Source organism: Bacillus sp. JK62 (assembly GCF_053663455.1).
Window position 1 is genome coordinate 156,357 of the sequence record NZ_JBSJQA010000003.1, and the last position, 21,755, is coordinate 178,111.

A 21,755-nucleotide genomic window follows, 5' to 3' on the forward strand; every position below is an offset into this window, starting at 1 on the left:
GGGGAGGGATCATGATGAAAGTATTTCTCATCGGAGCAAACGGACAGATCGGACAGCGTCTGACCGGGCTGTTTCAAAAAGACGGCACGCATACGCTGCGGGCGATGGTCCGGAAAGAAGAGCAGAAAGAAGCGCTTCAAGCCGCGGGAACAGAAGCCGTTCTTGCAGATTTGGAAGGAAGCACGGAAGACATCGCGAAAGCCGCTGAAGGCTGTGACGCGATTGTGTTTACCGCCGGATCAGGAGGAAGCACCGGATACGATAAGACGCTTCTGATTGATCTTGACGGAGCGGCGAAAGCGATAGAAGCGGCAAAGAAGGCCGGCATCAAGCGGTTCATTATGGTAAGCGCCCTTCAGGCTCATAACCGCGACAATTGGAATGAAGCGCTGAAGCCGTATTATGCCGCAAAGCATTATGCGGATAAAATTCTTGAAGCGAGCGGTCTGACGTATACGATTATCCGGCCGGGCGGGTTATTAAATGATCCCGGCACGGGAAATATCAAAGCCGCAGCCGATTTAGAAAGAGGCTCCATTTCAAGAGACGATGTCGCCAAGACCGTTATCGCATCCCTTGATGAACCGAATACGTATGAAAAAGCGTTCGATCTGACAGCGGGCGGCACGCCGGTCAGTGAAGCGCTGAAACAATTATAGTTTCCGGTTTTACGGCACTCGGGGCTTTTTGCCCTTGAGTGTTTTTCTATATTTTTCTATAATAAAAGTGAACGTTTATTCCGGATAAATGAATGACTATTCATTCATTATATTTTTAAAGGGGTGGGAAAATGAATCTGGTTTCCAAATTGGAAGAAACGGCATCGCAGAAACCGGAAAAACCAGCTTGTCTGTTTCAAGATCAGTACATGACGTATGAGGAGCTGGCAGGTAAAATCAAAGCATTTGCAAACGGCTTGGAGGACAGGGGACTGAAAAAAGGGGATCATCTCGCGCTGCTGCTCGGAAATACGCCTGATTTTGTTATTGCGTTTTTCGGCGCGTTAAAAGCGGGAATTGTCGTCATACCTGTTAATCCGGCATACACACCTTCAGAAATCGCATACATGCTGAAAAACGGCGATGTCAAAGCGATCGCCGGCATCGACCTATTAATTCCCGTATTTGAAAGCCTGCACGGCTCGCTGCCGCTGCTGGAGCATATCATTATCAGCCAGACAGCAGAGAACGCTCCATCGACAGAAGACCCTCAATTGCGCTTAAAAATGACAACGTTTACAAAAATGCTCCGCCCGGCGGAGCGCAGCAGAACTTATCCGACATTGTCCAAAGACGATACTGCCGTCATTTTATACACCTCAGGGACGACCGGAAAACCGAAAGGCGCCATGCTCACCCATCAGAATCTTTTCTCCAATGCAAATGATGTCGCCGGATACTTAGGAATGAATGAGAAAGACAAAATTGTGGCGGCATTGCCGATGTTTCACGTTTTTTGTTTAACCGTTTGTATGAATGCGCCTCTGATGAGCGGAGCGTGTGTCTTAATCGAGCCGCAATTCAGCCCGGCTTCTGTGTTTAAACTGATTAAAAGCCGTCAGGCAACCATTTTTGCCGGCGTTCCGACGATGTATAACTATCTGTATCAATACGAGCACGGCAAGGCGGAGGATTTTGCGTCCGTCAGACTGTGCATTTCAGGCGGGGCCTCCATGCCGGTCGCTCTGTTGCAGACGTTTGAACAAACCTTTGACGTCACCATTCTGGAGGGGTACGGACTTTCTGAAGCGTCTCCGGTTACTTGTTTTAATCCGTTTGACCGGGGGAGAAAGCCCGGCTCGATCGGGACGAATATTTTACATGTCGAAAATAAAGTCGTCGATACGCTCGGACGCGAATTGCCCGACCATCAAGTGGGAGAATTGATCGTGAAAGGGCCGAATGTGATGAAAGGCTATTACAAGATGCCCGAGGAGACGGAGCACGCGCTGAAAGACGGCTGGCTGTACACGGGTGATTTGGCGAAGCGCGACGAAGACGGTTATTTTTATATCGTCGACAGAAAAAAAGATATGATTCTCGTCGGCGGATACAACGTCTATCCGCGCGAAGTAGAAGAAGTGCTCTACAGCCATGAGGGCATTAAAGAAGCCGTGGTCATCGGCGTTCCTGACGCCAAAACGGGGGAAGCGGTGCATGCTTATATAGTGCCTGCGGACGGTGAGCTGACAGAGCAGGCGGTTTTCGATTACTGTGAAACACATTTGGCAAAATATAAGCGGCCGGCGGAAGTGGTTTTTCTTGATGAGATTCCGAAGAACGCGACCGGGAAGCTGCTGAGAAGGGCGGTCCGGGACATGCTTCCGAAATGACGGACGAAAAGCGAAGCCGGGGGCTTCGCTTTTACATGCTGATCCGGTCAGCTCTGCGATTCTTCCTTAATGATGCTTTGCACAAGCTTCGTATCATGCCGGGTCAGTTTGTAATACGTGTTTTTATACTTGTACATCATATAATTGCCGCTTTCGAGCCACATGCTGAATGAATCAAAACGGTCTTCATGGTATTTGACCGTTCCGTCGTAATCGGGAGACACGCTTTTGGTCAGTTTGACTTGTTTTCCTTGGTTCAAGATATCGAGCATATCTTTTACATTCTGCCTGTCTTTAATTTTGATTTCTTTTTTTCCGTGCTCTGACAGAATAATCAGATCTGCGTTGCTTGATGGAAACACATCGCCGGTCCGGCTGTATACATAGAAGAAAGCAATAACCAAAAGGGCGATTACTACAATAAACGCGATTATTTTTTTCATATTCATCACTCCGTCTTTTAGTCTTTCCCGCTTCCTGTTGTTCCATTCTTTTCTGTTGTGAAAAGATTAACATCCGTTTCGGAGGCTTGGTTCTATTTATTTGCATTTATGCTTACAATAGGAGTAAGTCATAAGGCTAAGGAGGGAGACTTCCATGCGCAAATGGATAGCGGCAGCGGGACTTGCCTATGTGCTGTACGGCCTTTTTTTCTATTGGTATTTCTTTATGACAGGAGACTCCGCCGTCCCGGAGGCCGTAAAGGGAACAAAAGCCGATCCGTCCTCGTTTATGGACCCGGGCCGCCTGGCAGCCGCTGAAAACTTCTCAAATGTAAAGGATTTTTTATTTTTCATCGGAGCGCCGTTAGATTGGTTTTTATTTTTTCTGCTGCTCATTACGGGGCTTGCCAAAAAAATAAAGCATTGGCTGGAAGCAGCGGTGCGCTTTCGGGTGCTGCAAATCGTAAGCTTCGTATTTGTGATTTCACTCATCGTTACGGCGGCTTCGCTTCCGCTTGAGTGGATCGGATATCGGGTTTCGCTTGCGTATCATATTTCGACGCAGACAGCAGCAAGCTGGATAAGAGACCATGTCATTGATTTCTGGATCAGTTTTCCGCTGTTTGCCGTGTGTGTGCTTGTGTTTTACTGGCTGATCACAAAGCATACAAAAAAATGGTGGTTTTACGCTTGGTGTCTTACTGTGCCGTTTACCCTGTTTTTGTTTTTCCTGCAGCCGGTCGTGATTGATCCTTTATACAATGATTTCTATCCGCTGAAAGACAAGGAGCTGGAAAGCAAAATTTTGTCGCTTGCCGACAAGGCCGACATTCCGGCCAGCCATGTGTATGAAGTAAATATGTCGGAGAAAACGAATGCGCTGAATGCGTATGTGACGGGCATCGGTTCGAATAAGCGGATCGTTTTGTGGGATACGACGCTTAACAAACTGAAGGATCGGGAAATTTTGTTCATTATGGGGCATGAGATGGGGCACTATGTGATGAAGCACGTGTACATCGGACTGGCCGGGTATCTGCTGCTGTCATTAGCCGGGTTTTATATCATTGACAAGCTTTATAAGCGGCTGTCCAAATTCTTCGGCCGAATGCTTCATATAAAGGGGCCTGAAGATCTGGCCGCCCTCCCGCTGTTATTGCTGCTCATATCCGTTCTCAGTTTTGCTTCTGATCCGATTACGAACGCCGTCTCCCGGTATCAGGAAAACGCCGCCGACCGTTACGGCATCGAGCTGACCGGAAACCGGGAAGCGGCGATTGAGACGTTTCAGGACTTGGCCGATACGGGACTGAGCCGGGTCAACCCGCCGTTTCTCGTCAAAATTTTCAGAGGGAGCCACCCGTCGATCATGGAGCGGATTGAACATGCGGAGGAAGAAAAATAATAAAAAAACCGGCGGGGCCATGGCCGACGCCGGTTTTTTATGTTTTACTGAGCTGCCGCCTGTACGTTGATCAGCCCTTTTCCATAGTAGAAAGCATCACCAAGTTTTGTAGTGGTGTTTTCTAAACTGCTGCGGACTTGAGTGTTTGTCCAGTTCGGGTGCTTAGAAAGAATCAAAGCAGCCGCTCCGGCAACGTGCGGAGATGCCATTGACGTACCATTGTACGCGCCGTATTTGTTTCCAGGAAGCGTGCTTTGGATAGAGACGCCTGGTGCCATGACATCAAGCTCAGAACCTACGCTTGAGAAAGATGCTCTTTGGTTGCTGCTGTTAACAGCGCCTACCGCAATGACAGAAGGGTATTTACCAGGGTAGCCCACTGTGCTTGAGCCGCCGGAAGTGCCTTCGTTACCGGCTGCCGCAACCACTACGACGCCGGAAGCAACGGCTTTGTCAACTGCCGCTTTTAACGCTGCAGAACCAGAAGGTCCGCCGAGGCTCATGTTAATAACGTCCATATTGTTTGCGATCGCCCACTCAATTCCGTTAATGATCCAGCTGTACTGGCCGGAACCGTCAGCGCCGAGAACTTTTACAGCGTAAAGAGATGCGCTTGGCGCAACGCCTAATACACCGACTGAGTTATTAAGAGCCGCAACTGTACCGGCAACGTGAGTTCCGTGAGAGTTGTTATCTTGGAAAGGATTTGTTTCAGAAGGAACCATGCTGGCTCCGCCTGCTACCTTTAAATCAGGATGAGAAGAATCGATACCGCTGTCGATAACCGCTACTTTAACATTTGATCCGGTGAAGCCTTGAGAGTGCAGAGCAGGGGCTTTAATCTGTGATACGCCGTAAGGCACGGACTGCGCGTACGCCTGTGCAACGTGATCTTCTTCAACGTAAGCGACGCTAGGGTCTTTTTTCAGCTCTTTTACAGCTTTTTCATTTAATGTAGCTGAAGCTGCGTCTACATATTTGAATTGCTTTTCCACTTTCCCGCCTTTTTCAGAAATGACATCTTTTTTCTTGGCGGCGCTCATCGTGCTCATTGTCTGCTTAAATCCGACAATATATTTCTTTTCCCCGTTCGATTTCCCTGCAGCCTGGGCAGAAGTCGTGCTGCCGAACGCCATCGTAAAGATTAACGCTAAAGCAAACAGCAAACTGATCCATACCTTTTTGCCTCTCACTCTTTATCCACTCCTTTTTTCATTTGCAGAATAACCAATAGACAGATTATTCTGTGGATTAATTGTATAGTATGGAATAATATTTTAGTAGACCCAATTTTTTTCAGTTTGTTTTATTTCTATTTAGGTATATCATCTCTCTTTCGTTTAATAGGAACCCGAAATATTTAAATTTTAATGGAAAAAACCGATGGAAGGACATGAGTATTTGTACACAGCCGCAATCGCTCTCTTGTTTACTGGGTCGAACGGTTTGATTCCATTTTTGGAAGCTGAGGCAAAAACAGGATAAATGTCACCTTTTGTTGAATGCAGAAGTCTGATGGAAACGAAAGCGGAATGAAATAAAGCGGCCGGCATGAATCAGTCTTTGGCTTTCTTGACGGAGAAAGCTGTGAAACCATTTTATGAAAATAATGATATTGAATATCATTGATACTTATATTGTCAATGATATAATTGCGGAAAAACGAAAGAGGGGGAACAGATGAAACCAATTTTCAGTATGCTGATGATCTTATCCGTTCTCTTCATAACGGCATGCTCAGAACGGGAACATGAAACCGCCGTCAGGCACGATCTGGGGACCGCGCATGTGGCTGCGCACCCGCAGCGCATCGCCGTATTGAATGAGGGCTTTATTGACACCCTCCATGATCTCGGCATAAAGCCGGCGGCCGCGGCGGATAACCGGAAAGAGCGAAACGACGGCAGTCCGTCCGTCGGGCCTCCGTCACATCCCGATTTGAAAAAGATCACTTCGTTAAAACCCGATCTCATCATTGCAGACTCAAGCCTGCACAGGGGGATATACCATGAGCTGACAAAGATCGCTCCGACAATCGCTTTAAAAAATGAAGCTGCGGATTATCAGGATGCGGTTGATGCTGCCCTTACCATTGAAAAGGCGGTCGGTAAAGAGGGCATCATAGAGAAACAATTGTCGGCTCAGGAAGAAAAGCTGAATGACATCAAAAGAAAGCTGGATGCAGAAGGCGGCACGATTTTATTAATTGACGCTGCAAATGGCAGCATTTCCGTAAAGGATGACCGGTTTTTCACATCCCGGCTTATGACGCTTGCAGGGTTTACATATGCGGTCCAGACAGATTCCGGCGGGAAATCAGGCGCTATCAAAATGACGCCCGGGCAGCTTTTGCATATCGATCCTGATTACATCGTACTATTGGACGGTGAGAAAGAACTCGAAAAAAATCACCTCTGGAAACAGCTGACTGCCGTAAAAAACGGCCGCGTTTACCGCGCGGACAGGGCGGTATGGACGGAGCGCCGGAGCATTGACGGTGCGGACGCCGTATTACATGATCTGCAGAAAAAAATGCTCGCCAAAAAGGCCCAAAACTAATTCGGGCCTTTTTGTTATGATTCTGATAGGTGGCTGCTTACATTGTAATCTTTGACGCGCCACTTATTTTCAATTCGTTCGATATTGCTCAGGCACGCATTGACAAGCTTTGCGTTTTGTATGTCGGTATCACCGTCAGAAATGGCGGACAAGAGGGCGTGAATGGCTGCGCCGTGAGCGACGATCAGTACTTTTTGCTCAGGAAACCGCTCCTGAACTTTCACTAAACCGGCAAGCATTCTGTCTGTCAGCTCTTCTGCGGTCTCCATGTTCGGGTAGTTTTTATCCGGGTAGCGCTTCGACCGTTCCGGTAAAGACATTCCTTCCGCATCACCGTAGCTCCGTTCTCTGAAATCTTCCATGACGACAATGGGAAGATTCAAAAACCCGTTAATAATGTCAGCCGTTTTTCTGGCCCGTTTCATCGGGCTTGAGACGATGACATCCCATTCGGACCCCTTTAAGTACTCTCCTGTTTCTTTCGCCTGACGCTCTCCCGTCGCATTTAACGGAATATCCGATTTACCTTGAAGCTTCTTTTGGGCATTCCAATCAGTCTCTCCATGTCTTACTAAACAAACGGCAGTCATAAAGTCTCCACTCCGATCATTTTTTATCGATATCATCTATTATACTGCCGTTACGTTAACACTTCAAAGAGAAGCGCCAGTCCGACTCCGCCTCCGCTGCCGATCGCTGCTGCTGCATAGCGGGCATCAGGACGTCTTTTTGCTTCATGAAAAAGCCGGGTGACAAGCGCCGCCCCGGAAGCCCCGTACGGATGCCCGACGGCCAGAGCGCCGCCCCGGACATTTATTTTAGAATACGGCACTTGAAGCTGCTGTGAAAAAACGCATATTTTGACGGCAAACGCCTCGTTGATTTCGTATATATCAATATCATCCGGTGACAGGTCCCGTTCCTTCAAAAGCTTTTTGACGGCATAAACCGGAGCTGCTGACGGATAATGCGGATGGACGCCGCTTACCGCGCTTCCGATAAAACGCAATCCCGGCTTTAAACCGAGAGACCGCGCTTTTTGTTCTTCCATCACACAAACTGCCGCCGCCCCGTCAGAAATTCCGCAGCTGTTGGCGGCGGTGACAGAGCCTCCGGGCTGAAAGACGGGTTTGGCGCGGGCGATGAGAGGCGCCATGTTCCGCTTTTTCAGCATATTTTCGTCAGAGGCGAATCCGTGGCAGGGGAGAATTTCCCGGCGGTACAAGCCGTCTTCGTGCGCTTTGACGCTCCGTTCATAGCTGAGAAGGGCATATTCGTCCTGCATCTTTCTCGTTACGCCGTAAGCCTGTGCCGTATACTCGGCCGCTATGCCCATATCAGGATCGCCGATGTGTTCAGGAGAAAAGCGCGCCCGGGATGAGAAAGGGGAACGGCTGCTGCTCTCCGCTCCTCCCGCGATGTATGTGCTCCCCGCGCCGGCTTTAACAAAGTGGCACGCGATTCTCACGGCGTCCAATCCGGAACCGCACTGCCTGTCGATGGCCGTACCGGACACGCTCAAAGGAAGCCCGGCGGCCAAGGCTGACAGCCGGGCGAGGTTCCCGCCGCGGCCCGTCGCGTTTCCGAGCAGGACTTCATCAATGTCTTCGGGCATGTTCCGGCTCAAATGTCGGATCAGCGGAGCTGCCAAATCTTCAGGGAGACAGTCTTTTAACAGGCCGTTTTCCCGGGCGAAAATCGTCCGCTTCGCATCCGTAATTACAGCTTCCATTCCATCATGTCCTTTGCCTGCTTTTGTACGGCGGCACGGGCGATCTTTCCGCCGGCTGTTTCCGGTATTTCTGAAAACAGCCATTTTTTCGGGATTTTATATGCTGCCAGCTGCTCGCGGCACTGTTTCTTCAGTTCCTTTACATTTGCATGTCCGTCGATCACCGCAACGGCGATGCTGCCCCAATAATCATCAGGGATGCCGATGACGGCCGCTTTTCTGACGCCCGGACAGCGGTTGAGCACACGTTCTATCTCTTCCGGGAATACATTCAGGCCGCCTGATACGATCATCCCGTTTTCACGTCCTTCGATATAAAGATAGCCTTCATGATCGATATATCCCATGTCATCAACCGTCATCCAGCCGGAATCATCAGGCTTTGCGCCGTTGATGTATCCGGAAAATTTCATCGGGCTGTTCACAAAAATCTTCCCCGTTTCGCCCGGCATGCAGCGTTCCCCGCCGGGCCGGCGGATTTCGATTGTAACATTTTCAAACGGACGGCCCGCCGCGTCAGGCTTTCGGGCGCTGTCTTCAGGCGATAAGAACGCCACGAAACTCAGCTCAGACGTTCCGTAAAAATCATACAACCGCAAATGGGGATAGCGCTCTGACAGCGCTTGTTTAGACGAAGCAGGCCAGTCTGCACCGGAAGAAATCACCTTGAGCGGTGTATCCGGAAACGCCTCTAGTGAGAGCAGGGCGTCCGTCATTGTCGGAACGGTATATAGAACGTCAGCTTGTCTGAGCCGGTCTTTCATTCCGGCCGGATTGAATTTTCTTTGAAGGAGGACGGTTCCGCCGATAAACAAAGTGCTGACAGCGCCGTATAAAAAGTGTGATGAGCGCAGCGTGCCCGGCACCAGCACTTTGTCATCAGGGGAAATGCCGAATTCACGTTTCGTACAAGAAAAGCTCTCCAGCCACGAACGGTGAGAGCGGGTGAAGGCTTTCGGCTTACCGGTCGATCCCGAGGTGAATCCGGTATAAAAGGGCAGGCCGGTGTTTTTGATAAAAGCGCCTTCTGCTTTTTCCGCCTCGATCAAAGGCCTGCATTCATCCCACAGGATGACAGGCGTTTTGATGCCGTCCAGTCTGCCGCTCAGCCGGCGGTCACAGATGACGAGATCGGTTTTGCTGATGTGGAGCTGGTCCGCGAGTTCCGCCGCAGCCGAGCGGGGATCTAACGGAACCGCCGTGCAGCCGGCATGCGCCGCCCCTGCGAAAAGTTGTAAAAAAGGGATGCCGTTCGGCAGTAATAGTGCAATGTTTTCCGGCTTACCTGAAAGGCTGCCAAGCCAGTTTGCGGTTTGGTTTACTAGCCTGTTCCAAGTTTGATAGTTGATCTGTTCTGTTTCTGTCTGAATCGCGATCTGTTCCGGCGCTTGTCCGGCTGTATCTGAATATGATGATGTAATCATGATGACTAAAATCAGCTTCCTTTCGTCGGCAAAAGCCGGCTAGCTTGAAGAGTTTTTCTGATTCTTACGGCTGCGAATGAGGCTGCGGCCGCTTTAAGCAGATCTCCGGGCACATAGATGAGGCTGAGCTTTACGGCAGTCAAGATATCAATGTGCATTATAAAAGCCTGAATGGGAATGCCGATGACATACAAAAACAGCACGCCGAACAAGAACTGTCTGATAAACAAATGGGGGACAGCAGCTGAGCGAAGGCCTTGGATGCTGAGGCTCAGCAGGAATGCCGCCAGCGGATATGCGATGAGATATCCGGCGCTCGGCCCGAAAAAAACCCCGAACCCGCCTCTTCCGCCTGAAAGGAGAGGTGCTCCGCATGCCACAATCAGCAAAAAAAGCAATTGGCTTAAAAACGCCGCTTTCGGTTTCAGGATGCTTCCCGATAAGAGCACACCGATCGTCTGGAGCGTAATCGGAACCGGCGTAAAGGATAAGAAAAGCGGCGGGAGCAGCCCCAAAAGTCCCATAATGGCGGTAAACACGGCAATATGCATCATTTCTGTCAATTTCATTATGTATTCCTCCAGCTTATCAAAATATGTTTATACAATAAAGCGAGTCTTTATATATGTCAACTCTATTATATTTTGAGTTGACAATAAAAAGACCGGCCCTTTATGAAAAAGGCCGGTCGGTTTATCTTTATTCTTCTGTAAGGATAACAAGTGAATCAACGGATGATGCAACGTGGGAAACGGCGCGGCTGACTTCTTGAAGGCCGCCGAGAAAGGCCTGCAAATCAACGTCGATTTTGCCTGTCTGGTCTTTGCTCGTTTTCATGCTTTGGACGATGTCATCAAACAGACGGTTGATCTGCGTCATTTTTTCTTTCGTTTCGCTTACAAGTCCGTTTACATCTTTGATATGTTTGGACACGATGTTGATTTGTGTATTGGTATTGTTCACAAGCTCTGATACGGTGGAAACGGTTTTTTTCGTATCCTCTGAAAGCTTCCTTACCTCCGTCGCCACAACGGCGAACCCTTTGCCGTGCTCCCCGGCTCTCGCGGATTCTATTGAAGCGTTGAGTGACAGGAGATTCGTTTGCTCGGCGATCCCCGTCACGATGCCGAAGATTTTTTCGATCTGCTGGGCAATGTCATTCAGCTTGTCCATTTCTTCTTCAATCTGCAGGAGGCTGGCGTCGATTTTATTCATCTGCTGCTGCTGGCTTTCAAGCTCTTTTTTCCCGCCGATTGATTTTTCTTCGACATGTACGGAAGTGACGGTGCCGGCTTTTGACGCCTCGGAAATGCCCTCGGATTTATCGACCAGCTCCTGCACGGCTCTGCTCGTTTCTGAAAACAAATCAGCGAGTGATCCGGATGTTTCCTGGATTTTCTGATGAAGGCGGGCTTTCTTTTCCTCTTGTTCGTCACGCTGGCAGTTATATTCAGTCTGGAATGCTTCAAGGACGAGCTGCTGTTCAAGATTCAATATTTTCGTCGTCGCTTTGATCGCTTTTAAAAGCTCATGCAAATCCGGAATGGTTGCTTCATATATGTTCATCATCGACAGAAGCAGATCCTGAAACGCTCCCATATACCATTTCGGTTCAAGGCCGATCCGCAAGTGGATGGAAGCGATGCGCTGTCTTTTTTCAATGAATTCATCATCAATTGTGCCGGCGAACATCTCATGGATATGACGCCGTAATGTTTTTTTCAGGCGCTCGACCGTGCTGTGGTCGTTAATGATCGTCATTAATGATTTTTCGTGGTCCAGATTTCGGTAAAAGGAATCGACGATTGTTGAGATATGTTCTTTAATTAACGGCTGCAGCTCTTCAAGTACATGAAGTTCTTCGTTTCCGAGCCTGACCATTTTCAGCTGTTTTTGGACATCTGCATATTGATTTGAAAGCGCGATGCGTTTTTTTCCATCGGCTTCTGAAAAATATGCTGTTTCTTTTTTGCGGTCTTTTTTAAATAACAATATAAGTTCCCCCAGATATTCTCTTTTTCTTTTTATCGGTTTGGAAGGAACTTGAATGAAGGAATCTGATAAAAATATTTTAATGCGGAAAAAAATAAAACCATTCGTACAGAATGGTTTAGTCAATCTTGGGTGAGACGTTTCAGCGGCTTGATGGCGGGACCTTCGGCAACCCCGCCGTCGGGTGTGAACCGGGACCCGTGACATGGACAGTCCCACGTCCGTTCGCCGTCATTCCATTCAACCTCACAGCCTAAATGGGTGCATGTCGTATCGACAAGATGCAGACAGCCTTTTTCATCTTTATAGGCGCCGGCCCGTTTGCCGTTTACCGTTACGATTTTTCCCTCCCCGGGCCCAAGACTCTCAGGCGAAGCGTCCGGCCTCTCAAGTTTGCCCGAGATAAGGTGTTTGGCCACGTCGGCATTATAGGAAATCAGTTTTTTCAGTCCGGGATCTGCGTGGAAGCGTGACGGAATAAACAGGCCGGAAAACGGGTTCTTTTTGTTTTGGATATGATCAGCCAAAAGCTTCGCGGCGAGCGCTGAGCTTGTCATTCCCCATTTTTTAAAACCGGTCGCCGCCAAAATATGTTCTTCATCGCCTGAGATGGGACCGATGAACGGAATTTTGTCAATGGTGACAAGGTCTTGTGCAGACCAATGATATGGGATGCTTTCAACTCCGATTGTGTCTTCCGCAAATTGTTTCAGCGCTTCGTAATGCCCGGACATTTCTTTTCCTTGGCCTGTTTTGTGGCTTTCACCGCCGACAAGCACCAGTTTTTCACCGTTCAAATCGGTGTATCGCAGTGATCTGGACGGCTTGTCTATGCTGAGATACATCCCGTCCGGATACGCTTGTTTCGGTTTTACCGCGAGTACGTAGGATCTGCTGGCATACATTCTGGCGGCATAAAGCCCGCCTCCGTCATAAAAAGGAAAGTGGGAAGAGCAGACAATGTAGCTGCACTTGATGCCGTGTCTGTTTTTCGTGACCACTTCCGGCTGCGGTTCTTTTTTTATGTCGATCGCAGCCGTCTGTTCAAAAATCCGCGCCCCGTTTTTAACGATCTCTTTCACGAGCGCCGCACCATATAAAAGCGGATGGAATTGCGCCTGATTCTTCATGGCAAGGCCGAGCCTGCAATCAACGGGGACGGGAAGTTCTTTCACAAGCTCATGTTCAATACCGAGCTTGGTATAAGCTTCCTGCTCACTGCGGATTTTTTTGACGCCTGATTCTGTATTCGTGTAAAGATATGCGTCTTGTTCAATCAGTCTGCAGTCAATCGAAAGGTCCTTGATGATCTGCTTCATGTCTTCCATGGCGCGGAGATGGGCTTCGAAATACAGCCTTGCGCTGGTCAGGCCGATCTGCTGAATAAGATCGGCATAGATGAAATCATGCTGGGCGGTGATTTTTGCGGTCGTGCCCGCGGTCGTCCCGTTTAAAATCCGGTCTGCTTCAATGACAGCGACACGGAAACCTCTTTTCGTCAGTTCGTATGCCGTTGTCAGACCCGTAATTCCTCCGCCGATAACCGCAACGTCGCATTCCGTATCTTCAGTGAGGGCGGGAAAGGAAGGAATGTCAGCTGTTGCTTGCCAATAGGAAGCCGGTTCCTCGTTTGAAAAAGTAGTCAATTCAGATTTACCTCCTCTGTTGTATATTCTTAATTTTTCCAATAAGACTCTGTTCATACATGAAATTCGTATAAGATGCTCAAATTACTCATAATATAGTAATTAATGTAAAGGAGTGATCAAAATGGCGAATCAGAAGAAGAAAACCTTGCCGCCGCAGCATCAAAACCGGCAGCCGGGCTTTGAATATGTAATGGACCCGCGCCCCGTTTTTGACAAACCGAAAGCGGCGAAAAAACTTGAAGGGAAAACGGCGATCATCACGGGCGGAGACAGCGGGATCGGCCGCGCCGTATCCGTTTTATTCGCGAAGGAAGGCGCTAATGTGGTCATCGTTTACTTTGATGAGCATCAGGATGCCGAAGAGACGAAGCAATATGTAGAAAAAGAGGGGGCGAAGTGTCTGCTGATCGCAGGGGATGTCGGCGACGAAGCCTTTTGCAATGATGTCATCCGCCAGGCGGGCCAAGCCTTTCCTTCCATTGACATCCTGGTCAACAACGCGGGTGAGCAGCACGTGCAGCCGGGGATTGAGAAAATCACGAGCCACCAGCTCATCAGAACGTTTCAGACGAATATTTTTTCAATGTTTTACTTAACGAAAGCCGCGCTCCCTCACCTGAAAAAAGGAAGTTCAATCATTAATACGGCCTCCATTACCGCCTATAAAGGCCACAAAACATTGATTGACTATTCAGCGACAAAAGGGGCGATCGTCACGTTTACAAGATCTCTTTCCCAATCTCTTGTCACTCAGGGCATCAGGGTAAACGCAGTGGCGCCGGGGCCGATCTGGACGCCGCTGATCCCGGCGAGCTTCTCGGCGAAGGAAGTGGAAGTCTTCGGCTCAGACGTGCCGATGCAGCGCCCGGGAGAGCCTGTTGAAGTGGCGCCGAGCTATTTGTACTTAGCAAGCGATGATTCTTCCTATGTCACGGGACAGACGATTCATGTGAACGGCGGCACCATCGTAAACGGATAATGTAAAAAAAGCCAATCCATATGGATTGGCTTATTCACTCTGTTTGAGAGCGGCATATTCTTTTGAAAGCGTGAGGAACGCTTCTTTATTTTTATCATCAAGCGCCTTATTAATCTGCATTGTCAGCATGGCGATCCGGCGTTTATACAAGGATTCATCAAGCACCATTTGAATGTAAATATCGGCCATTGTCACATCGAATTCGTTTGCTTTTTCCGTGTTGCGGGACTTCATGAGCTCAGTGTACGACTTTTTCTCTTTCATAAAGAATCCCCCCAATGCCTTTTTTATAGTATATGGATAACGGCCGGAAAAATCAATTAATTTTTATAATCTTTAGACAACTAATACTTGGAAATATATCGACATATCCTGCAAATTGACGAAAAAACGAAAATGATCATTGTATAAATGAGGTGAAATGAAAAAGAAAAATAATATTTAAATAGTAATTTAAGACTAAATTACAGCTTTAAAAGGTGATTTTTAGCTATATTCAAAAAAAACCTGTCGTTTTCCAATGACAGATGATAGATTATTAGTATAAATTTTCAAGAAAAGGATTGGAGGCTGCACATCATGTGCCAGAAAACACACGCACCCTTAGAAAGCTACGAAGTAAATCGTTCAACCATTGCTGTTTTGCCTGAGGAAATAGACGGTAAAATGGGGTCGAAGGTCATTGAAAAAGACTGCATTCTGTATGTCAGCATGAAGCCGATTCACATCATCGACAGAAGCTGCCGCTACTTTGGCTCCAGCTATGCCGGGAGAAAAGCAGGAACATATGAAGCGATTAAAATTTCTCACAAGCCGCCGATTATGGTGGACCCTTCAAATCACATCTTTTTATTCCCTACACTTTCTTCTGCAAGGCCTCAATGCGGCTGGATATCTCATGTGCACGTTAAAGATTTTCAACCGACGGCATTTGATGACACAGCGGTCACGTTCTCAAACGGCAAAACGATGGAACTGGAAGTATCCTATCATTCTTTTGAAAATCAGGTTTACAGAACCGCCTATCTCAGAACCACTTTTCAGGACAGGATGGGCAGTCATATCCCGAAGCGGCAGGAATTCATGCTGTATCCGAAAGAAGAGCGGACAAGAATGATCTACGACTTTATTTTGCGGGAGCTGGGGGAGAGATATTAGAGAAAGCTGTGATGTGAAGGGACGGGCCCTTTCCTTTTGGGAAGGGCTTTTTTCGATTTACATGCCCGGATAGAGTTGTATCGTGTCCGTCTGTTGGCTATGATGATGTAAAGAGTAATGATATTTCATTTTAGGAGAGATGGGCATGGATGTGTTTGCAAAATATGTATCAGAAATCGATAACCCGGATCACCGTCTCAAAGCAGAGGAAATTTTGTCGTGGACGGCTGACCAATTTCCGAACTTAGAAGCGCAGATCAAGTGGAACAAACCGACATTTACCGATCACGGCACCTATATCATTATGTTTGCCGCGGCAAAAAATCATTTGAGCATTTTACCTGAAAAAGAGACGATGGAGCATTTTGCCGATGACATCGCCCAAGCCGGGTACAGCGCTTCTTCACGCCTGTTCAGAATTCGGTGGACTGATCCGGTGCACGATGATCTGCTTAAGAAGATCATCGAATTTAACATCAAGGAAAAAGCTGAAAATCCGGGGTTTTGGCGCTAGCGGACGTGATGTTGAAGGAGGAAGACATGGACGTTTTCAAAGACTATTTATCAAGTATCGACAGCCCTGATCATCGTCTGCGAATGGAGGAAATCCTGTCGTGGACGGCTGAGCAATTCCCGGGTTTAACACCGCAGATCAAGTGGAACACGCCGATGTTTACCGATCACGGCACGTTTATTATCGGCTTTGCGGCAGCAAAGCATCATGTAAGTGTTTCTCCCGAAGAAGCTGGAATTGCGCATTTTGCCGACGACATTGCCCGTGCCGGCTACAGCGCTACTTCCCGTTTGTTCAGAATTCAATGGACTGAACCGGTGCATTATGAGCTGCTTGAAAGCATGATTCAATTCAATGTTCAGGATAAGGCGGACTGCTCAGCGTTTTGGCGGAAATAACGAAAGAAATGTTAAAAAAACAACCCTGAGGAGGGCTGTTTTTTTATTAAACGTAATCCGAAAAATAAGGGATTTGCGTATCCGGCAGACCCTCACAAACGCACGATGACAGAAATCGTGCGTTCAAAATTCTTTATTTGACGACAGACATGCTGACGCTGCTTCCTGACACTGTCAATTTGGCAAAATCCTGTGTATCAATCACAGGTGTGACTGCTTTATTGTCGATCGTGATGTTCGTAAAGGCTGTTGAGAAGTTTGATTTGATGTAAGGGCGCTGATCCTCTGATGTGACCGCGACGGTGGCGAGCGCTTTCCATTTTGAGACAGAGCCTACATTTGTTTGGGCGAGTTCTGAGATGATGCGGCCGGTGTATCCGTCATTATTCGTGCCCCAATATGTGGCGCGGGTATTGCCGTTCAGATTTTTGTAAATGGTCAGCTGTACGGTGCTGCCGGGCCGGAAGCCTTTCGTATAAGTGAATTGGCTTTCTCCTTCCAGATACCGGACCTGGCCTTGTCCCTTTGAACCGACTTTCATGATCGGTTTCCATACATGATAGGTGTCACTGTACTGAAGCCCGATATCAGCCTCTGTGCCTCCGGTAAATCCTGAGTAAATATAGGCTGTCCCATTTGACACCTGAATCGAGCTTGGAAGCTGAATTTTCGTGACGAGAACTGAGCCCGTGCTGTTCAGATAGGCCCTTCCGCCGATTCCTTTACTGAGCTGGGACGCCGCTTCCGCCGTATTTGGACTGATCACCCCCGGAATATCCGCCGTACATGCGCCGAATAGAACGGCTGTAGTGAGAACACCCGCAACAAGCCCTTTTTTCATCATCATTTCTCCTCCTATCATCATAGTCAGATAGCGCTATCAATTCATATTATAAAAGGTTTTGGGAAAAATTCCATAAAAGATATACGGGCGGACGTAAATTGAAACTATTTTCCTATTTATCTTGTAAATGGAGATTATTTGAACTATGATATGTTCAGTCACACAACATGATTCAGGAAAGGGGATAGGATAGAAATGAAAAAGACGGCAGCTGTGCTTTTGTCTTTCGGCCTGGTATTCGGTTGTTCATACGGAGCGGGGCAGACGGCAGAAGCGAAAACAAAGGTAAAAACGTATCAAAACTGTAAGGCGCTGAATAAGGTGTATAAGGGCGGCGTGGCCAAATCGTCGAAAGTGAAAAACAAGGGCGGCAGAACAAAGTACAAGCCGTATGTATCAAAAGCGCTTTATAATGCAAATAAAAGACTTGACCGGGATAAAGACTATATCGCATGTGAGAAATAAAAAAACAAGCCTCTTTAAAGAGGCTTGTTTTTTTAAATGGATTCGGCGGTGACGGCGGTTCCGTATCCGATTAATTCGGATGTGTTCTGTCCTGCGGTCAGTTCGAACCGCAGGCCGACGATGGCGTTCGCTCCGAGCTGCTCCGCCTCTCTGATCAGCCGCTCTTTCACCGCTTTTTTGGAGTCTTCCAGCATTTCGGTATAGCTTTTCAATTCGCCGCCGACGACAGATTTTAAGCCTGCAAGCAAATCTTTTCCGATGTGACGGGACTGGACGATACTGCTTGTCACCAAGCCTTTTACTTCCGTAATCTGTTTTCCGGCGACGGTTTCGGTCGTTGTCATGATCATGCGGCTTTCCCCCTTCATGTGTCTTACCGCTATTTTATCATTAAGCCGCCTTTTCGGCTGCGCTGATTTGTTTTTTTCTGACTGCGGCGCTGACGGCAAACATGACGGCAATGTTCAGAACCAGCGCGATGATGCCTGTATTCATATCCTTAATGATCTGCGGAAGAAACGGAAAGAGGGTTCCGACGGTTGATTCGGTCAGCGTAATGAAGGCCACTGTTCCGACCCCGGCCGTTATGCCGGCAAAAGCGCCGTGGCTTGTGATGAAACGCCGCTTCGGCAGGCTGAATAAGAGGGCGGGGAAAAGCTGGGTGACAAGGCTGTAGCCCATTAAAAGCAAGGTGACGATGGTATTTCCGCCTTTCAGCGTAAAATATACAGAAATCAGCGCGATAACGGGTACGGCGTATTTTGCGAGCCGTGAGACTTTTTCGTCAGTCGTGCCGGGCAGAATGGCTTTGTACACATTTTTGGCGAACAGCGTGCTTGAGGCCATTAATATCATTGAACCGGGTACAAGCGCCGTCAGGATGCCCGCCGATCCGATCAGCCCGACAAACCAGGGATCAAATGTTTTCACAGACAGCTTTAATAAGGCGAGATCCGTGTCCGCCCCTTTTAAACCGGGCACCTGCAGAATCGCCGCAAATCCGGTAAAGATGACAAACAGCAGGACGAGCTGATAAAGAGGCATGATGATCGCGTTTTTCCGAAACACCCGCGGATGCTCCGCCGAATAGGAAGCGGCAAAGGTATGAGGCCACATATAAAAGCCGAGGGCGGTCAGCAAAACCGTTGAGCTGAACCAGGAAACGCTCTGTCCGGTTTCCGGCAGCGTGAGAAAACCGGGTTTTGCGGCGTCAATTTGTTTGAACATCTCCGTAAACCCGCCGTAATAATGAATGGGCAGATAAATACCTAAATACAGGACGATGCCTAAAATCATGATATCTTTGACGACGGATATCCACGCTGAACCGTGGATTCCTGAAATCATCACATAAATCGTGATGGAGACAGCGCCGATCCAGACAGCGGCGGAGGGCGGAATCTGTCCGTATGACGTTGCTGAAACAATTAATCCGAGCCCTTTCAGCTGCAGGACGAGATAGGGGATGAGGGATGCGATGCCGACGAGCGATACGAGAATGCCGAGGAGCGGGCTGTTGTATTTTGAAATGAAAAAATCTGATTGCGACATCAGTTTGTGTTGTTTGGCGTAAGTCCACACGGCTGGCAGAAGCCAATATGACAAAATGTAGGCAAGGCAGCCGTACGCGATAATATAAAAGGCCGGGCCTCCTTTTCCGTAAGCCCATCCGCTTCCGCCGAGGAATGTAAAGGTCGTGTATATTTCTCCCGCCATTAATAAAAAGACAAACATCGTGCCGAAGCCGCGTCCGCCCACCGTCCATTGTTCAAGGTCCATATGTTTTCCTTTTCGGGCCCGGATTCCGAGATATACACAAAACAGGAGCACGGCGGCCATTACGGGAAATGCTGCATTCATTCCGTCTCACCCGCCTTGTTTTCTTTGTCCAATTTGTAAACGGCGGCCATCAGAACGGAAGTCAGCACCGCCCAGATGACGACATATGCGAGAATGAAAGGCATTCCGAAAACATAAGGCGTCACCCGGTTGGCAAATGGAATGCCGGCGAGAATTCCGAAAAAGGGCAGGGCGGCGAGAACATGAATCAGTTTCATAACATTCCTCCTTTTCATTGAAAACAGCGTGTCCCGATTATAAAGAAAATCATGTCGAATGTATAGTGTGAATAGTCTGAATTTTATTATCTGAAAAGGAAAAGCAGGCCCGGCTGCTTTTTAAATGGTCGCAAGAGACAGGTAATATTCCAATAAGGCGGTGACCTGTTCCCGTATTCTCGGGTTGAAATAACGGTGTTTTTCTTCATAGCCGTTAATGGTGCATATATAAAGCGTAAATGCTTCGTCTCTTTCCGCTTCGTATATTTTAATTTTACGCTTTCTTAATTCTTTTCGAACATCACTCAAATCCTTTTGTGCTAATTTTAAAGAGCAGCTGATAAGCTGTTTATAGGGTTGTTTTAATTTGAACGGGCACGAATCAAGCGCTTCGAGGTCCCGGTTCAGGATGGCGGCCGCCATGGGCAGAAACAGCCCTTTTTCGATGAGATCGCGGGAGCCGCTCCGAATGTCAGGCATAAATACTCCTTCTTTCTTAAAAAAAGAGAACGTTTGTTCTTATTTTATACTCGCTTACACGATATTTCAAGACGGAAAATCTCGTAAACATTTTCGTTTTTTGGAGATAATGTGTAGAATAAGGATAGACAAACTCGTTAAGGAGTATAAACGTTGGAGCAATTTTTATCATATTTGACTGAGGAACAGCTGACGGAATGGTTCCAAAGCTATAGAGCTTTCGGCCCGGCGGCTGCGGCTGTATTGCCTTTTATTGAAGCGTTTCTTCCGTTTTTGCCGCTCGTTGTATTTGTGGTGGCGAATACGAATGCATTTGGTTTGTGGGAAGGTTTTTTTCTGTCATGGCTCGGGTCTGCGTCAGGATCGATGCTGATGTTTTATGCCGTCCGCCGTTTCGGACAGAAAAGAGCTTTCGGTTTCATCCGCAGGCATCAGACCATAAGGCGGATGATGCTCTGGGTTGAGCGGCACGGTTTCGGTCCGCTGTTTATTTTACTTTGCTTCCCCTTTACGCCGTCCGCTGCGGTTCATATCGTTGCCGGTCTGTCACGGGTAGGGGCGCTGCAGTTTATATCAGCAGCCGCTATGGGGAAAATGGTTATGATCTTTATGATCAGTTTTATCGGGTATGATCTTCACGCACTCATTACACAGCCTTTCAGGATGGCGGGCGCCATAATGGTGATTGCGGTGCTGTGGTATGCCGGAAAGCATATCGAACGGCGTTTACAGACGAGAATCAGTCAGCATGAGAAAGACGGAGGGAGACAGGAATCTTGAAAAAACGATTTTGGTTTATAGCCGGCGTGCTTATCGTTGTTTTGGCCATACAATTAAAGAATGCCATTTTTATTGATTATAAAGTCGAAGGAATCAGCATGAATCCGACCTTTAAACAAGGAAATGAGCTGATGGTCAACAAGTTTTCCCATCGTTACAAAACGATCCGCCGTTTCGATATTGTTCTGTTTAAAGGCCCGCACCGCAAAGTGCTGATCAAACGTGTCATCGGGCTCCCCGGCGAGTCAATCGCATACAGGGAGGATCAGCTGTATGTGAATGGAAAACGGGTGGCGGAACCGTTTTTAAAACCGTTAAAGTCATCATTGTCCGCCGGGAGCCATGTGACCGGTGATTATACGCTGAAGGAAACGACCGGGCGCAAAAGCATACCGAAGGGACAATACTTTGTTATTGGCGACAACCGCATATACAGCCTCGACAGCCGTCATTTCGGTCCGATTAAGGATAAAGACATTGTCGGAGTCATCAGTGAATCAGACGCCAAGTGAACGGCGTCTTTTTTTCGGAAATGATTGTCAAA

At 48.0% G+C, this 21,755-nt stretch carries 25 protein-coding genes and 1 pseudogene; 11 read left to right on the top strand and 15 right to left on the bottom strand.

Features of this window, described 5'->3' with window-relative positions; genetic code table 11:
• The first annotated feature begins 14 nt into the window (after window positions 1-14).
• Window positions 15-659 (top strand): SDR family oxidoreductase, encoded by a 645-nt coding sequence (locus tag ACWJJ4_RS10355; protein WP_003155203.1) that lies wholly within the window; start codon window positions 15-17, stop codon window positions 657-659.
• Window positions 660-790: 131 nt separating this feature from the next.
• Window positions 791-2,332, top strand: a complete 1,542-nt coding sequence (locus ACWJJ4_RS10360) for a fatty acid--CoA ligase family protein (RefSeq protein WP_014304738.1) — start codon at window positions 791-793, stop codon at window positions 2,330-2,332.
• 47 nt (window positions 2,333-2,379) lie between these two features.
• Here ACWJJ4_RS10360 and ACWJJ4_RS10365 read toward each other — a convergent pair whose 3' ends face one another.
• Complete coding sequence (locus ACWJJ4_RS10365; protein WP_003155199.1) at window positions 2,380-2,775, bottom strand: hypothetical protein; 396 nt, start codon at window positions 2,773-2,775, stop codon at window positions 2,380-2,382.
• A 154-nt stretch (window positions 2,776-2,929) separates the two neighbouring features.
• Here ACWJJ4_RS10365 and ACWJJ4_RS10370 point away from each other — a divergent pair, with 154 nt between their 5' ends.
• Window positions 2,930-4,180: a M48 family metallopeptidase gene (locus tag ACWJJ4_RS10370; protein ID WP_003155197.1), complete on the top strand. Its 1,251-nt coding sequence runs from the start codon at window positions 2,930-2,932 to the stop codon at window positions 4,178-4,180.
• Between the two features lie 44 nt (window positions 4,181-4,224).
• On the opposite strand, the gene ACWJJ4_RS10375 is transcribed toward ACWJJ4_RS10370, so the two are convergent.
• Window positions 4,225-5,373: a S8 family peptidase gene (locus ACWJJ4_RS10375; protein WP_003155195.1), complete on the bottom strand. Its 1,149-nt coding sequence runs from the start codon at window positions 5,371-5,373 to the stop codon at window positions 4,225-4,227.
• A 487-nt stretch (window positions 5,374-5,860) separates the two neighbouring features.
• Here ACWJJ4_RS10375 and ACWJJ4_RS10380 point away from each other — a divergent pair, with 487 nt between their 5' ends.
• Window positions 5,861-6,739, top strand: a complete 879-nt coding sequence (locus ACWJJ4_RS10380) for an ABC transporter substrate-binding protein (RefSeq protein ID WP_326374962.1) — start codon at window positions 5,861-5,863, stop codon at window positions 6,737-6,739.
• Between the two features lie 14 nt (window positions 6,740-6,753).
• Here ACWJJ4_RS10380 and ACWJJ4_RS10385 read toward each other — a convergent pair whose 3' ends face one another.
• The 7 genes and pseudogenes from ACWJJ4_RS10385 to ACWJJ4_RS10415 all read right to left on the bottom strand — a co-directional run bounded on the left by ACWJJ4_RS10385 (window position 6,754) and on the right by ACWJJ4_RS10415 (window position 13,533).
• Window positions 6,754-7,329: a histidine phosphatase family protein gene (locus ACWJJ4_RS10385; protein ID WP_007610462.1), complete on the bottom strand. Its 576-nt coding sequence runs from the start codon at window positions 7,327-7,329 to the stop codon at window positions 6,754-6,756.
• 50 nt (window positions 7,330-7,379) lie between these two features.
• The gene (locus ACWJJ4_RS10390; protein WP_454021633.1) at window positions 7,380-8,471 is read right to left on the bottom strand and encodes an acetyl-CoA C-acyltransferase; all 1,092 of its coding nucleotides are present in this window, start codon (window positions 8,469-8,471) and stop codon (window positions 7,380-7,382) included.
• Window positions 8,459-9,895: an acyl-CoA synthetase gene (locus ACWJJ4_RS10395; protein ID WP_326374961.1), complete on the bottom strand. Its 1,437-nt coding sequence runs from the start codon at window positions 9,893-9,895 to the stop codon at window positions 8,459-8,461. The genes ACWJJ4_RS10390 and ACWJJ4_RS10395 overlap by 13 nt, the downstream gene beginning before the upstream one ends.
• 11 nt (window positions 9,896-9,906) lie before the next feature.
• Entirely contained in the window at window positions 9,907-10,464 is a 558-nt protein-coding gene (locus ACWJJ4_RS10400; protein ID WP_326374960.1) for a biotin transporter BioY, read from the bottom strand.
• Window positions 10,465-10,594: 130 nt separating this feature from the next.
• Window positions 10,595-11,110, bottom strand: coding sequence for a methyl-accepting chemotaxis protein (locus ACWJJ4_RS10405; protein WP_369719112.1), 516 nt, complete (start codon window positions 11,108-11,110; stop codon window positions 10,595-10,597).
• Between the two features lie 243 nt (window positions 11,111-11,353).
• Window positions 11,354-12,094 (bottom strand): annotated as a pseudogene (locus ACWJJ4_RS10410) (protoglobin domain-containing protein); the annotation flags it as partial.
• Window positions 12,010-13,533: an FAD-dependent oxidoreductase gene (locus ACWJJ4_RS10415; protein WP_454021634.1), complete on the bottom strand. Its 1,524-nt coding sequence runs from the start codon at window positions 13,531-13,533 to the stop codon at window positions 12,010-12,012. The gene ACWJJ4_RS10415 and the pseudogene ACWJJ4_RS10410, both read right to left, overlap by 85 nt.
• 124 nt (window positions 13,534-13,657) lie before the next feature.
• Between ACWJJ4_RS10415 and ACWJJ4_RS10420 the strand changes: the two genes are divergently transcribed.
• Entirely contained in the window at window positions 13,658-14,515 is an 858-nt protein-coding gene (locus tag ACWJJ4_RS10420; RefSeq protein WP_007610477.1) for an SDR family oxidoreductase, read from the top strand.
• A 30-nt stretch (window positions 14,516-14,545) separates the two neighbouring features.
• On the opposite strand, the gene ACWJJ4_RS10425 is transcribed toward ACWJJ4_RS10420, so the two are convergent.
• Window positions 14,546-14,779 (bottom strand): IDEAL domain-containing protein, encoded by a 234-nt coding sequence (locus ACWJJ4_RS10425; protein ID WP_003155181.1) that lies wholly within the window; start codon window positions 14,777-14,779, stop codon window positions 14,546-14,548.
• Window positions 14,780-15,094: 315 nt separating this feature from the next.
• On the opposite strand from ACWJJ4_RS10425, the gene ACWJJ4_RS10430 reads away from it, so the two are divergent.
• From ACWJJ4_RS10430 to ACWJJ4_RS10440, 3 genes are all read left to right on the top strand, one after another.
• Complete coding sequence (locus ACWJJ4_RS10430) at window positions 15,095-15,673, top strand: competence protein ComK (RefSeq protein ID WP_003155179.1); 579 nt, start codon at window positions 15,095-15,097, stop codon at window positions 15,671-15,673.
• A gap of 145 nt (window positions 15,674-15,818) precedes the next feature.
• Window positions 15,819-16,187, top strand: a complete 369-nt coding sequence (locus ACWJJ4_RS10435) for an iron chaperone (RefSeq protein ID WP_063174179.1) — start codon at window positions 15,819-15,821, stop codon at window positions 16,185-16,187.
• Window positions 16,188-16,213: 26 nt separating this feature from the next.
• Window positions 16,214-16,585 (top strand): iron chaperone, encoded by a 372-nt coding sequence (locus ACWJJ4_RS10440; protein WP_032874386.1) that lies wholly within the window; start codon window positions 16,214-16,216, stop codon window positions 16,583-16,585.
• Between the two features lie 133 nt (window positions 16,586-16,718).
• Here ACWJJ4_RS10440 and ACWJJ4_RS10445 read toward each other — a convergent pair whose 3' ends face one another.
• Window positions 16,719-17,429: a YrpD family protein gene (locus ACWJJ4_RS10445; protein ID WP_003155170.1), complete on the bottom strand. Its 711-nt coding sequence runs from the start codon at window positions 17,427-17,429 to the stop codon at window positions 16,719-16,721.
• A gap of 195 nt (window positions 17,430-17,624) precedes the next feature.
• Here ACWJJ4_RS10445 and ACWJJ4_RS10450 point away from each other — a divergent pair, with 195 nt between their 5' ends.
• On the top strand, window positions 17,625-17,894 hold the full coding sequence (locus ACWJJ4_RS10450; protein ID WP_003155168.1) for an excalibur calcium-binding domain-containing protein: 270 nt from the start codon (window positions 17,625-17,627) through the stop codon (window positions 17,892-17,894).
• A gap of 32 nt (window positions 17,895-17,926) precedes the next feature.
• Here the strand turns inward: ACWJJ4_RS10450 and ACWJJ4_RS10455 are convergent, their stop codons facing one another.
• The 4 genes from ACWJJ4_RS10455 to ACWJJ4_RS10470 form a co-directional block, all read right to left on the bottom strand.
• Entirely contained in the window at window positions 17,927-18,244 is a 318-nt protein-coding gene (locus tag ACWJJ4_RS10455) for a YbjQ family protein (protein ID WP_003155166.1), read from the bottom strand.
• Window positions 18,245-18,284: 40 nt separating this feature from the next.
• The gene (locus tag ACWJJ4_RS10460; RefSeq protein ID WP_069013558.1) at window positions 18,285-19,754 is read right to left on the bottom strand and encodes a sodium:solute symporter family protein; all 1,470 of its coding nucleotides are present in this window, start codon (window positions 19,752-19,754) and stop codon (window positions 18,285-18,287) included.
• Complete coding sequence (locus tag ACWJJ4_RS10465) at window positions 19,751-19,951, bottom strand: DUF3311 domain-containing protein (RefSeq protein ID WP_003155162.1); 201 nt, start codon at window positions 19,949-19,951, stop codon at window positions 19,751-19,753. The genes ACWJJ4_RS10460 and ACWJJ4_RS10465 overlap by 4 nt, the downstream gene beginning before the upstream one ends.
• A gap of 120 nt (window positions 19,952-20,071) precedes the next feature.
• Entirely contained in the window at window positions 20,072-20,431 is a 360-nt protein-coding gene (locus tag ACWJJ4_RS10470) for a hypothetical protein (RefSeq protein WP_003155160.1), read from the bottom strand.
• Window positions 20,432-20,584: 153 nt separating this feature from the next.
• On the opposite strand from ACWJJ4_RS10470, the gene ACWJJ4_RS10475 reads away from it, so the two are divergent.
• Window positions 20,585-21,211 (top strand): TVP38/TMEM64 family protein, encoded by a 627-nt coding sequence (locus ACWJJ4_RS10475; protein WP_003155159.1) that lies wholly within the window; start codon window positions 20,585-20,587, stop codon window positions 21,209-21,211.
• Window positions 21,208-21,723 carry a signal peptidase I gene (gene lepB / locus ACWJJ4_RS10480; RefSeq protein WP_003155158.1) on the top strand — a complete coding sequence of 172 codons (516 nt, stop codon included), beginning with the start codon at window positions 21,208-21,210 and terminating at the stop codon, window positions 21,721-21,723. The genes ACWJJ4_RS10475 and lepB overlap by 4 nt, the downstream gene beginning before the upstream one ends.
• Window positions 21,724-21,755: the final 32 nt, after the last annotated feature.